Origin of the sequence: Bacillus piscicola (assembly GCF_022458745.1) — a bacterium.
GTDB lineage: Bacteria > Bacillota > Bacilli > Bacillales > Marinococcaceae > Alteribacillus_A > Alteribacillus_A piscicola.
The window spans coordinates 1-12,061 of sequence record NZ_JAJJJF010000021.1 but is presented as its reverse complement, the minus strand read 5'-3'; the positions used below and the strand labels follow the sequence as shown (position 1 = coordinate 12,061).

Sequence of the window (12,061 nt, the reverse complement as noted above, 5' to 3'; positions counted from 1 at the left end):
ATTCTTTAATAAGGTATTATGTTAAACCTGTTAATTTTGTTTATTTGTTTTTCTCTGACCGCTGTAAACGCAAGCCCGTTAAATGAGGTTTGCTATTCATATACACAAGTAAAAAGGATACTATAATAAAAAGTAAAAACTTCACATTATCCCTCCTCTTAATATCATTACGGATTTGTCACTACAAAATTTTCACTAACTGTCCCTTATATTCGAAACTGACGCCAATCTTTATTCAAGAGTGGCGCCCGATTCAGGAGCAGTTTGAAAAAAATAATCTAAAAATGTATCTTTGTTAGGGGGGCAGTCGATTACCCCATACTGAGACCCCCGTCAACTGGGAAATAAACACCCGTATAAAAGCCTTCTTCATCATTTGCAAAAAATCCTATGGCACGGGCTACGTCATTAGGCGTAGCAATTCGTTGTACGGGGGTGAAAGATGCCATTTTTTCCATCATTCCTGGAGAATGCATGGTTCTGTCTGTTTTGACCATCCCAGGCGCAACCACATTTGCAGTTATACTCTTAGAGCTCATTTCCTTGGCTACATACATGGCAAAGGATGCTAACGCGGCACGTGAGCTTCCATGGTGTGTTAGTCCCGGTGTTGGTTTTTTACTTGACCCCGAACCAATGTAAATAATTCGTCCAAAGTGATTATCAGTCATCGTTTTAAGTGCAGTTTTGGTAATAAAAAAGGCAGCCTTCATATCCTGATTAAGATTATCCGATAAGTCATTCCACGTCATTTTTTCTAGTGGAATGGGTTGGAATAAAGGACCAGCATTGCAGACCAGGATATCAATTGAACCATAGTTATCCAATGCTGCTTGGGCAAGTGAATCAGCACCCTTTTCCGTCATAACGTCAGCCTGGACTATTATTGACTCACCGCCTTGATTATCTATTTTTTGTTGAATCTCTTCTACAGCCTCGCGATTATTTAAGTAATTAAGCACGATCTTTGCACCTTGCTTTGCAAGGTGCACGGCTGATGCGGCCCCAATCCCTCGTCCTGAACCTGTAACTATTGCAACTCTTCCTTGAATGGACATTAAGCGTCACTCCTTCTATAAAATTAAATCAAATATCATATCCCCTTATTCTAAACTAATCACATCTACTTTCAAAAAAATTGCTACACAATACCAGCTAATAAGAGGTCAATAGATAAGGTGAAATTCTTTTTATAAACATGATACAATATAAAATGACATGCCAAATAACCTTCCAAGATGTTAATGGAAGGTTTTGTAAATCTGTTGATTTGTGAACCTTATACAAAGGTTTCTTTGCGCTTAAGCATATAATATAACCAATGGATGAGTTTGTTCATACAGGCTCCCATAACGACCTTGTGGGGTTTCCCCTCTTCTCGTTTCCTTTGGTAATAAGCGATGAGTTTTGGGTTGCGAGACTTACGTAAACCGCATTGCACAGCACTGTATAAAGCCTGACGCAACTTGCTTGAACCACGCTTGGTCATCCGGTTTTGGGTTGCTTTAAATTTTCCTGATTCATGAACCCTAGGATCAATCCCTGAAAAAGCAACAACCTTCTTCGGATGATGAAAACGATCGATTTCCCCTATTTCAGACAGGATTGTTGCCGCAATCTTGTCCCCGATTCCTGGGGTCGATCGTATTAAATCATATTCATACAACTCTTGAGCCTGGGCATCTATCTCTTCCTTTAATACAGATAGGTGCTTTTGGTATTCCAATAGAAGATGAATGTACATCTGTAAACTGATGATTTGGCTTTGATAGAGTGTCTGTTGAAATGGGTCCTGTTGGGCTGCCTCTTTCAACCGTTCAGCTTTTGTCATGGCCCACGCATAAGACCTCGTACGACAGTGTGTTTTAATACGCTCTCCTAATGTCACGATATCCTCAACCAAAACCTTTTCTGGTGTAGGGAAATCCAAAAGAAGCTTTAGTGAAACACTTGAATAGATATGTCCAAACACTTTTTTGTACTCAGGAAATAGCTGATCCAATACCGTTTGAAATTTCAATTTCACTTGTACGTAAGAGTCTGTTAACGCATCATGTTGTCTTGTTAGATGACGTAAGTTTAAGATTTGAACACTTTTTCTCTGATAAGGTTCTAAATCCTCCTTGTAGTACAACTCACATAAGTGAGCTGCATCCAAAGCATCTGTTTTTACCTTTCTCATCCCCGTCTGCTTGGCTCCATGAGACACAATCGGATTAACGAGGTAATAAACGATTTCATTTTTATCCAAGAACTGTGTCACAGGCTCATGATAATGCCCTGTCGATTCTAAGATAACCGTAGGTGATTGATTTCCTTCCCTTTCTACTTCTTTGTAAAAAGCGTGGAATTGCATAAACCCATCCGTATTGTGCTTACATTTAAAACTCTTTTTATAAGGCTTCTTTCTGTGTAAATACGCCTGAACCTGGCTTTCTTCTTTCGCTACATCCAGACCGATGACTGGATTCATTCTCCGATCACTCCCCATTAACTATTCATTCCGCCGGTGCCTCTATCTCTCTTGTAGTTTCATATCTTCGCTTGTTATACGAGATCATTCCATCAAGAAACGTCCCAACCAGCCTCACACATGTTTCTACAAGTAGAGGGGAACAGTTTTGTGGACGGGATCACTAAAGTCCCACTGGCCCGTTCGTTCTCCTCCGGCTACCCATATTAAACCATGAAAAATGGTCAACCAGAAATGACTGGTTGACCTTATAATACGATCTGGCCCGTTTCTTGAATTATTTTATTCGTTTTCGTTTAGAACGAGATGGCAAAATGTTAATGACATCAATATCTTCTTCATTTTCGTTAACCGCATAAAAAACCACATAATTTAACATTCGATGCCGTCCCTTTCCATATGTAAGACAACGCAAACCTTTAAATGATCCCTGCTCAACCATCTTTCCGGCATATGGAAAAGAAGATAACAGACGTTCAATTTCGTCAATTATGTTATCTTCTTTGGAAAACCACCATTCAAGCACATCTTCGCCTTGCTCTGCAAAGAAGGCTTGAATTTGATCTAAACACCTATTAAATTCATCTGTAAAATAAACCGAAAATTTATGATTATTGTCTTTGGTCATACCGCCGCTCCTTTAATTCGTTTGCGGTATACCTTTTCATGTCTGGATTATCAAGATATCGTTGGAGCGATTCTTTTAATTCTGGATAGGATTCAATTTCCTTCTCCAAATTGCCGATATCTTCATCTGCCAAATCAGTATCATGAACTTCAAGCGAGAACAGTTTTCCATTAGCCACAAACATAGCCTCATCTTTATCATCTAATGCATTTGCAAGTTCCTTTTGTACATTTTTGCTTAATGCACCCATTTTTATCACCCCAAAAGATTCTTTTTTTAATTATAACATACGTAATGGTTGTCTCGGATATCATCAATAAATTTACTTTTCAGTTTCCATTTAAAAATACTTGTTATAGAAATCATATCTTAATTTTCCACTGAGATGGGCGTAAATTCTTGTCGTTTCACTCTTTTCATGACCAAGCAGGCTTTGGATCACTTCTAAAGGCGCACCATTGTCAATCATGTGTGTAGCATAACTATGACGTAATTGGTGCGGATGAATTGTTTTGTTTATTCCAGCACGTTTTGATATACGTTTAACAATATATCTCAAGGAATCTACACTCATACGTCTTTTCGGTTTACGCACTGTAACGAAAAGACAAGGCTCATCATCGTCCCGTTCATCCAGATATCTCTTCAGCCAAATTGCACAGCGTACATTAAAATATACTTCTCTTTCCTTATCGCCTTTACCATGCACAATTACTGAGTTCCCTATGAAATTAATATCATCTTGATTTAATTTCGCAACTTCTCCAATTCGGCATCCAGTAGAATAAAAAAATTCAAATAAGGCTTTCTCCATTGATGTATGGCATCCTTCACGGAGATGCTCAATTTCATGTTCTGAGAGAAACTTGGGAATCCGTTTGCCCAACTTGGGTTCTTTTAATTTTGCTGCAGGATTTTTTAAGATAAAGCCCTCTTCATGGGTCCATTTAAATAATGACTTAATGAACCGTACACGATGACCCAAACTAGATGGCTTTAAGTATTCTGCAGCTTCTCCCAAGTATAGTTTCAAATCTTCCGTTGTAATATCGTCCATCCTGCTATCATCAAAATATTGCTTCAAAAGATTACATTGAAAGCCATACATCTTAAGAGTAAGGGAAGAATAGCCTTCAATTCGTTTATCAGACTGATAATTTTCCCATGCTTCGGACAACAACATATTAACCACACTCCCATACTATGAATCAACCAATTTGATTTCCAGTATGTTCATTGGATCCAGCCTTTATTCAACAATCGATCTATAATGTGAAATTTGATCTCTTCCCTTTCCAGTCTATTACAGGGAAAAGAAATTTAGTGACAAAAAACCTAATCCTAAAAGTCGTTTTAGAAGGATTAGGCTGTGCAGTTATTCAAGAATTGCGCCCGTTTGCGGAAGCTCATTAGTACCCATTTTAGTAAACTAAAGCACTCATTTATGGAATATTACATAGTTTTTTAGGTCTACATTCGACCATCAGATACAATATGAAGGTCGATATTTAATGTCTCTCTCATAATCATGTTTACGATTGAACCTTTTTTTATTTCTTCCCATCTTGTTCGTGCTGATTGGCCAAGTAATATTTGAGTCACTTTATAATTTTTTGCAATGTCAACAATGACTTTTGCAGGTTTTCTTCCATTGGCATCCTTTTGTATAAAAGTTGCATTAAATTGATTGGCTAGCACCTTCCAAAACTCATCCTTTTCTCTTTCTTCCTGAGAGAGTTGCTTTGTATCACTTTGTTTAACATTAAGAATGTATAAGTCAGCTTTTAGTCGATTTGCCATTCTCCATCCACGACGAATTAATTTTTCGGCGGTCGGTCCGTAATGTACGCATACAAGGATACGTTCGTAGACACCAAGTGGTCCCTCGTTCTCCTTGTTATTAACTTGATCAATTCGCTCATCAACGTCATTTGCCACTTCCCTTAAAGATAATTCTCTAAGCGCTGACAAATTAGCATTTGTAAAAAAGTTATTTAAACTCTGCTTAATTTTTTCAGGAGCATAGATTTTCCCATCTTCCAATCGCTTCCTTAATGTCTCCGGTGTTACATCAATTAATTGAATCTCATGTGCTTTTTGTACAAAAGTATCGGGGATCCGCTCTCGCACAGCTACGTTGGTAATCTGATGTACAATATCATTTACACTTTCAAGGTGTTGTATGTTGACCGCAGAGAGTACATTAATCCCAACGTCTAATATCTCCTCAACATCCATGTACCGTTTTATATGCTTTGACCCCGGTATGTTTGAGTGGGCAAGCTCATCAATTACAACAAAGGTAGGGTTCCTTTTTAAAATAGCTTCAACATCTAGCTCTTTAAAAGTCTTACCTTTATACTCCAACTTTTTTAAGGGGATGATTTCAAGGTCTTTTATCATGCTCTCTGTCTCTTTGCGTTTATGTGTCTCAATTAATCCAATAACGACATCATGACCCTCTTTTCTAAGATCATAAGCATCTTGTAGCATTTTATAGGATTTACCGACTCCGGGTGCTGCCCCAACAAAAAGCTTTAATTTTCCTCGCTCTGCCTGTTTTATCTCCGCTAATAATTCTTCTGGAGTCTTCCGACGATGATAGGGATGATCCTTATCCAATGCAACCACTCCTAAGCAGGAATACCCTGACTAGTTGAGTAGCCAGGGTTAATTCCTTCATTATTATTGTATTTTTTCAATTAAATCAAGATTCAACTTTAAGACATTTACACGTGGTTCACCGAACAGTCCCAAATCTCTGCCTTCTGTGTGTTCTTCAATAAGATCATTTAACATTTCTATTGATAGCCCAGTTAAAGTTGAGATGCGATTCACTTGAGCATACGCTCCTTCAGGACTAATGTGAGGGTCTAAACCTGAACCTGAATCCGTAACAAGGTCAATAGGCACGTCACTAACTGGAGTATCTGGGTTACTTTCAGTCCACGCTTCTATTGCATCACTTGTTCGTTTAATCATATCCTCATTTGAAGGAGCATAGTTGTTAGAGCCTGAACCTGAAGCGTCGAATTCAATGGCAGATAAACGCCCATGGAATAGCTTTGGATCAGTTACATGCTGACCTATTAATTCTGAACCCACTAACTCATTATCTTCATTATAGATTAAACTACCATCTGCATTATCATTCATAGTAACTTGGGCAATACCTGTCATTCCAACTGGATATAGAAATCCGCAAACAATCATGATCAGAAAACTAATACGTAATATTGGACCAATTTCTCGTTTCAATGTTCCCATAACATTTCCCCTCATTTCTATCGTCGTATTAAATAAATAACGAGACAACCACATCAATTAGTTTAATTCCGATGAACGGTACTAATACACCACCTAATCCATAGATTAGTAGATTTTTACGTAATAACTTGTTAGAACTCATGGGTTTATAGGCAACACCCTTCATTGCTAGTGGAATTAGCAATGGAATAATGACAGCATTAAAGATTAGGGCTGCAAGAATCGCCGACATTGGTGAATTTAAGCCCATCACATTTAAAGCTTCCATTTGTGGGATCGCTAGCATAAACATAGCCGGTATAATCGCAAAGTACTTGGCAATATCATTCGCAATACTAAATGTTGTTAACGCTCCTCGCGTCATTAACAATTGCTTCCCGATCGCAACGACCTCTATAATTTTCGTTGGATTTGAATCAAGATCCACCATGTTGGCTGCTTCCTTAGCTGCTGTTGTTCCACTATTCATAGCTAAGCCAACGTCCGCTTGTGCAAGGGCCGGGGCATCATTCGTACCATCCCCTGTCATAGCCACTAGTTTACCTTTTGATTGTTCATATTTAATAACTTCAATTTTATCTTCAGGCTTACATTCCGCAATAAACTCATCTACACCTGCTTCTTTTGCGATGGTTGCTGCAGTTAATGGGTTATCCCCTGTACACATGACTGTTTTAATACCCATGCGTCTTAATTCTTCAAAACGTTCACGCATGCCAGGTTTAACTGTATCTTTTAGATAGATTAAACCATATATCTTATCATCAACAGCCACCGCAAGTGGGGTTCCACCTGCTTTTGAAATACGTTCTGTTTGTTTATCCAAATCAGCAGGGACCTTCCCTCCATTATGTGTAACAAACTTTTTAACAGCATCAACAGCACCTTTACGTACCTGTCTTCCATCTGATAAATCCATTCCACTCATACGTGTCTCAGCTTTAAATTCAATAAACTGACCATCTTTTACAATCATTTCATCATAAGATAAGCTTTCGGTTTTTAGTAATTCAATAATTGATCGGCCTTCTGGCGTTTCATCCTGCATTGAGCTAATAGCAGTCCATTTCCCTAAATCTTTCATGGTATTTCCACCGACTGGTACAAATTCACTCGCCATTCGGTTACCAAATGTAATCGTTCCTGTTTTATCTAAAATAATCGTATTTATATCTCCTGCTGCTTCAACAGCTTTACCTGACATGGCTAACACATTAAATTGTGTCACCCGATCCATTCCGGCAATACCAATGGCAGATAACAGCCCCCCAATTGTGGTAGGAATCAAACAGACCAGCAAGGCTATTAGAACCGGAATCTCAAGTCCAAAACCTAAATAATTTGTAAAAAACGGCATGGTTACAACAACGATCATAAAAATGATGGTTAAGCTTGTTAATACTGTGTTTAATGCAATTTCATTTGGTGTCTTTTGTCTAGCTGCACCTTCTACGAGGGAAATCATACGATCTAAGAAAGATTCCCCTGGATCACTCGTAATCTTAACTCGAATTTCATCACTAACAACTCGTGTACCACCTGTAACTGAATTAAAGTCTCCACCCGCTTCTTTTATAACCGGGGCAGATTCACCAGTAATCGCTGACTCATCAACTGAAGCAAGACCAGCTATTACTTCACCATCGCCAGGAATCATTTCTCCCTGTGACACCACGACAATATCACCTTTTCGAAGTGACGTTGATGGCACCACTTCAATCTGACCATTTCCTTTAACGCGATTTGCTTGTATTTCCTGCTTTGACTTTTTCAAGGAATCAGCTTGGGCCTTACCACGACCTTCAGCTAGGGCTTCTGCGAAATTTGCAAATAAAACAGTAAATAACAAGACCAGCATAACAGTCACGTTAAACCAAGGTTCTGTTTGACTCTCACCAAATAGATTTGGCATGAATGATAGTAGTAAGGTGATTACAAACCCTATTTCGACGACAAACATAATGGGATTCTTAATCATTTTTCTTGGATCTAGCTTTACAAAAGATTGCTTCAGGGCCTGATTGACCATTTTATTGTCAAGTGACTTAGACGGGCGTTGATTTGGCTCTTGGCCAGTCGGTTCATAACCATGTGATTGCTGTTTATTCATTCTGTTTTCTTCTTTCTTTACGTTTTTTATAACTGTCTGATTACTCATCCTAAATCCTCCAATCGTCTATAGAGTTAAATATTCTGCTATAGGACCCAATACTAATGTTGGGAAGAATGTTAATGCACCTACGATAAAAATCGTACCAACTAAAATGACTCCAAAGAGAGAGCTATCTGTTTTAAACGTTCCAGATGTTTCAGGTACTAAACGTTTTGATGCAAGTGAACCTGCAACAGCTAACATGGTAACTAATCCAAAGAATCGACCTAGGTACATCACGATACCAGTAGAGATGTTCCAGAAAGGCGTGTTATCGCCAAGCCCTTCAAAGCCAGACCCGTTGTTCGCAGCTGATGAGGTGTATTCATAAACAACCTGACTAATTCCATGGAATCCTGAATTAGAAATCGCATCTGCACCAGACGTTCCAAGAGCGATAGCTGAAGCACCTAAAATTAATAGTGGATGCATTAATAAAGTCACAGCAATTAGCTTCATTTCTCTTCCTTCGATTTTCTTACCTAAAAATTCTGGTGTACGCCCGACCATTAGCCCCGACAAGAAGACAGCAATCATGGCGTACATAACAACGTTAATGAATCCCGCTCCAACACCACCAAAAACTGTATTAAGTAACATATTTGATAAAGCTAGCATTCCACCAATCGGTGTAAGTGTGTCATGCATGGTGTTTACCGCTCCTGTTTCAGAAGCCGTGGTGACTAAGGAATAAAAAACAGATTGACCGGTTCCAAAACGGACTTCTTTACCTTCCATACTTCCTTGATCATGTTGCATACCCATATCATTTAAAACCGGATTTCCTTGATATTCGTAGAACAGAGATGTACCTAGGAACATAATAAAAATCATAGCCATTGAAACAAATAAAACACGGCCTTGTTTTGCATTTCCAACCATCTTTCCGTACATAAACGGAAGTGAAGTTGGTAATAAGAACATAAGTAAAATTTGAATCATATTACTTAGTCCGTTAGGATTTTCAAATGGATGTGCAGAGTTAACTCCAAAGAATCCACCACCGTTATTACCTAATTCTTTAATAACTAAGAATGACCCTACAGGACCACGCATTATTTCTTGTTGTGACCCATCGACAGTAGTAGCTGTTACAGAACTATCAAGAGTTTGTGGCATTCCCAGGGCAACAAATACAAGACCAACAACGATTGAAACAGGCATTAATACCCGGAATATAGCACGCGTCAAATCTACATAAAAGTTACCAATTTTATTTCCTGATAATCCTCTTACAAATGCTACACAAACAGCCAGTGCAGTACCTGGTGCTGCAAACATCATAAACAATATCCCAATCATCTGAGCTAAGTATGAAAGACTCGTCTCACCACTATAATGCTGCAAGTTAGTATTTGTCATAAAACTAACGGATGTATTAAACGCAAGTGTTGGATCCATATTTGGAATATCACTTGGATTTAATGGTAGAAATCCTTGTGTTCTAAAGACTGTATAAACGATTGCAATTATAATCGCGTTAACCAAAACGAGCGATAAAGCATATTGCTTCCAATTTTGATCCTTCTTCTTGATTCCACCGAGCTTATAAAATAGTCTTTCAAAACCAAATATTTTATCTAAATGTGTTGGTCCATAATTAAACGCAACAGCTAAATAATTCCCCATTGGTTTTGCAATAATCGCAACTAGTGCGAGCGTAATTACAATTGATAGTAAAGTAATACTCACGGTTTCCCCCTCCATTATTCATTAAAATTTTTCTGGATTAACCAAAACATAAAGTAAATACAAACTTACAATCCCAACGATACCAAGTAATAGTCCCGTCATTTTACTTCACTTCCTTGTTTAACAACTTTATCCGACCAGTTTGCTAAGCCGATCATAAGGATTGGCATGACAATTATTAATCCAATCGTAAAAAAATCCACCTTTAAATTCCTCCTTAGACTTGTTATTTAATTAGAAAACCATAATTATCAGAATTTGAATAAACGACTTGCTTCACACCAAGTAATGTATATAGTTGCTTAGGATAAGCTTTATTCTTTGTTAAAACAGTAATCGGCGAAAAGAGTTTATCTTCTAAAATATCTAAAAAGAGACATGTCATGGTCAGACTAGTTTCAAAAATATAAACGTCACTAATGGTTTCTAAAAAAAGAAACTCTTTTTCATCATTTTCTATCGTATAAACCCTTTCAATCCCCTCTTTTTCAAGAAGTAATTGAACAGATGAATCACCAGTAAGGGCGACGACGTTTTTCACTTCTCTATAAATGGACAGAAGTGCTTTAATGTGATCCAGAGAGGGAATACAAACAAGAATGTGTTCCTCGCGAAACCTTTGCCCTTTCATTTTCAACCCCTTCTTTCAGTTCAAAAAAATAAAAAACCGCGAGAAGAGGAACTCTTCTCACGGCTTTTTGGCATTACTAAATAACACACGTGGCCACGTGAAAAAATAATTCCTCTCAGAACGCTTACGAGGTTAGCTGTCGGATTAGGAACTGAGAGTATCCCCTCTCACCAAAATGGTAAGACTCACCCCAAGTAGCAAAAAAGTTGCTACAATTGGTTCCCCCGCCTTCTGTTTTAGAAGTTAAGCGATAATATTCATTTATAAATGATAATTCAGCGTTTTATATTTGAACTATTAAGTGTGTTTAGTTGGTTCAACAGCTCCTTTTCAGCCCGGTAAGATTTATTTTGAAGTTGAGCGCGAAGCTCGATTTCTTTTATTTGATTTGGTGTCATCCGATTCATGTTCTTCCTCCTAAATTTAAACTACCATTCCTCGGCAACAAAAAAGACGTTAAAAATCACCCTCAATTTATGAGTGTTTTTAATAAACATGATCTTCATCGTATTCCTCCCTTTTTACGCCTAGGAGGTCAGCTGTCTGATTCGCGCCAAAAGAAAATTCTTACATATATTCTAAAAAGGATTCACCCCAAAACCATATAGTCTTTGGCGAAATAGAACTCAGATTTTAAATGAATATAGCGATGTTCACATGCTTTAAGTGCATATAAAAAGACCACAGAGGCAGAAAAATCCCCCTGTGGCCTGATTAAGTAAAATCAGTCACAAGTTTCACTCTCCTCTCCCACTACGCTTACGAGGTTAGCTGTCGGATTCGGGCTATAGGAGTAGCCCTACCTTTCTTCAGAAAGGATTCACCCCGAGTCATCCAAAGGAAAGGATAACGAATTTGGGTCCCCCGATTCAAAAATGAATTAAGCGATAAAGTTGCTGGAAACTTTTATTTAGCTTTCATGGCGTTTACTATACTCCCGTAAAAAAACGTTGTAAAGACTTATAAAACGTCATTTACGGTAATATTTGTTAATTTCGGATAATAATCACCAATTTAAAGCACATTATCTAAATATATCTTATATTTACTCCATTTATCTGTGGTATCCAATATAAAAACTAACTATTATCATCCTTAAGTACTTGTTAATCAATTGTAAATTTTTTATAAGTCGTTTAATTATATCTTTTCCTTTCCTTGTTATTTTAATATTTACATAAAACTCCTTTACAAACAAAAATGAGAGGAGTAATATAC

Annotated in this window: 13 protein-coding genes and 2 riboswitches; all 13 genes read right to left on the bottom strand. The window is 37.8% G+C overall.

Annotated features, from left to right (window positions below; translation table 11 throughout):
• Nucleotides 1–311: 311 nt before the first annotated feature.
• The 13 genes from LOR49_RS17045 to LOR49_RS17575 all read right to left on the bottom strand — a co-directional run bounded on the left by LOR49_RS17045 (nucleotide 312) and on the right by LOR49_RS17575 (nucleotide 11,250).
• The gene (locus LOR49_RS17045; RefSeq protein ID WP_240378151.1) at nucleotides 312–1,058 is read right to left on the bottom strand and encodes an SDR family NAD(P)-dependent oxidoreductase; all 747 of its coding nucleotides are present in this window, start codon (nucleotides 1,056–1,058) and stop codon (nucleotides 312–314) included.
• Between the two features lie 221 nt (nucleotides 1,059–1,279).
• Entirely contained in the window at nucleotides 1,280–2,473 is a 1,194-nt protein-coding gene (locus tag LOR49_RS17040) for an IS110 family RNA-guided transposase (RefSeq protein WP_240378150.1), read from the bottom strand.
• Between the two features lie 277 nt (nucleotides 2,474–2,750).
• A complete protein-coding gene (locus LOR49_RS17035; protein ID WP_091656771.1) occupies nucleotides 2,751–3,101 on the bottom strand; it encodes a type II toxin-antitoxin system RelE/ParE family toxin in 351 nt (116 codons plus the stop codon).
• Nucleotides 3,085–3,351, bottom strand: coding sequence for a hypothetical protein (locus tag LOR49_RS17030; RefSeq protein WP_091656768.1), 267 nt, complete (start codon nucleotides 3,349–3,351; stop codon nucleotides 3,085–3,087). The genes LOR49_RS17035 and LOR49_RS17030 overlap by 17 nt, the downstream gene beginning before the upstream one ends.
• 90 nt (nucleotides 3,352–3,441) lie before the next feature.
• Nucleotides 3,442–4,284 (bottom strand): site-specific tyrosine recombinase/integron integrase, encoded by an 843-nt coding sequence (xerA, locus tag LOR49_RS17025; RefSeq protein ID WP_091656765.1) that lies wholly within the window; start codon nucleotides 4,282–4,284, stop codon nucleotides 3,442–3,444.
• A 287-nt stretch (nucleotides 4,285–4,571) separates the two neighbouring features.
• Nucleotides 4,572–5,723, bottom strand: a complete 1,152-nt coding sequence (gene kdpDN / locus LOR49_RS17020; RefSeq protein ID WP_240378149.1) for a KdpD-like non-kinase potassium sensor — start codon at nucleotides 5,721–5,723, stop codon at nucleotides 4,572–4,574.
• A 63-nt stretch (nucleotides 5,724–5,786) separates the two neighbouring features.
• A complete protein-coding gene (gene kdpC / locus LOR49_RS17015) occupies nucleotides 5,787–6,368 on the bottom strand; it encodes a potassium-transporting ATPase subunit KdpC (protein ID WP_240378148.1) in 582 nt (193 codons plus the stop codon).
• A 28-nt stretch (nucleotides 6,369–6,396) separates the two neighbouring features.
• Nucleotides 6,397–8,526 carry a potassium-transporting ATPase subunit KdpB gene (kdpB, locus tag LOR49_RS17010; protein WP_420830496.1) on the bottom strand — a complete coding sequence of 710 codons (2,130 nt, stop codon included), beginning with the start codon at nucleotides 8,524–8,526 and terminating at the stop codon, nucleotides 6,397–6,399.
• Between the two features lie 18 nt (nucleotides 8,527–8,544).
• Entirely contained in the window at nucleotides 8,545–10,206 is a 1,662-nt protein-coding gene (gene kdpA / locus LOR49_RS17005) for a potassium-transporting ATPase subunit KdpA (protein ID WP_240378152.1), read from the bottom strand.
• Nucleotides 10,207–10,233: 27 nt separating this feature from the next.
• Complete coding sequence (locus LOR49_RS17795; RefSeq protein ID WP_420830497.1) at nucleotides 10,234–10,314, bottom strand: potassium-transporting ATPase subunit F; 81 nt, start codon at nucleotides 10,312–10,314, stop codon at nucleotides 10,234–10,236.
• Entirely contained in the window at nucleotides 10,311–10,415 is a 105-nt protein-coding gene (locus tag LOR49_RS17000) for a hypothetical protein (protein ID WP_240378147.1), read from the bottom strand. Before LOR49_RS17000 ends, LOR49_RS17795 begins: the two co-directional genes overlap by 4 nt.
• A gap of 23 nt (nucleotides 10,416–10,438) precedes the next feature.
• Entirely contained in the window at nucleotides 10,439–10,843 is a 405-nt protein-coding gene (locus LOR49_RS16995; RefSeq protein WP_240378146.1) for a hypothetical protein, read from the bottom strand.
• A 107-nt stretch (nucleotides 10,844–10,950) separates the two neighbouring features.
• Nucleotides 10,951–11,103, bottom strand: a riboswitch (cyclic di-AMP (ydaO/yuaA leader).
• Nucleotides 11,104–11,118: 15 nt separating this feature from the next.
• A complete protein-coding gene (locus LOR49_RS17575) occupies nucleotides 11,119–11,250 on the bottom strand; it encodes a hypothetical protein (RefSeq protein WP_275899727.1) in 132 nt (43 codons plus the stop codon).
• A gap of 333 nt (nucleotides 11,251–11,583) precedes the next feature.
• A riboswitch (cyclic di-AMP (ydaO/yuaA leader) is annotated at nucleotides 11,584–11,740 on the bottom strand.
• Between the last annotated feature and the right edge of the window lie 321 nt (nucleotides 11,741–12,061).

Bases quoted from the DNA above. Each gene is read 5' to 3' on its own strand.
- LOR49_RS17035 (WP_091656771.1), bottom strand. From the start codon at position 3,101: ATGACCAAAGACAATAATCATAAATTTTCGGTTTATTTTACAGATGAA.
- xerA (WP_091656765.1), bottom strand. From the start codon at position 4,284: ATGTTGTTGTCCGAAGCATGGGAAAATTATCAGTCTGATAAACGAATT.
- LOR49_RS16995 (WP_240378146.1), bottom strand. From the start codon at position 10,843: ATGAAAGGGCAAAGGTTTCGCGAGGAACACATTCTTGTTTGTATTCCC.
- LOR49_RS17040 (WP_240378150.1), bottom strand. From the start codon at position 2,473: ATGAATCCAGTCATCGGTCTGGATGTAGCGAAAGAAGAAAGCCAGGTT.
- LOR49_RS17575 (WP_275899727.1), bottom strand. From the start codon at position 11,250: ATGAATCGGATGACACCAAATCAAATAAAAGAAATCGAGCTTCGCGCT.
- LOR49_RS17795 (WP_420830497.1), bottom strand. From the start codon at position 10,314: ATGACGGGACTATTACTTGGTATCGTTGGGATTGTAAGTTTGTATTTA.
- kdpB (WP_420830496.1), bottom strand. From the start codon at position 8,526: ATGAGTAATCAGACAGTTATAAAAAACGTAAAGAAAGAAGAAAACAGA.
- LOR49_RS17045 (WP_240378151.1), bottom strand. From the start codon at position 1,058: ATGTCCATTCAAGGAAGAGTTGCAATAGTTACAGGTTCAGGACGAGGG.
- LOR49_RS17030 (WP_091656768.1), bottom strand. From the start codon at position 3,351: ATGGGTGCATTAAGCAAAAATGTACAAAAGGAACTTGCAAATGCATTA.
- kdpC (WP_240378148.1), bottom strand. From the start codon at position 6,368: ATGGGAACATTGAAACGAGAAATTGGTCCAATATTACGTATTAGTTTT.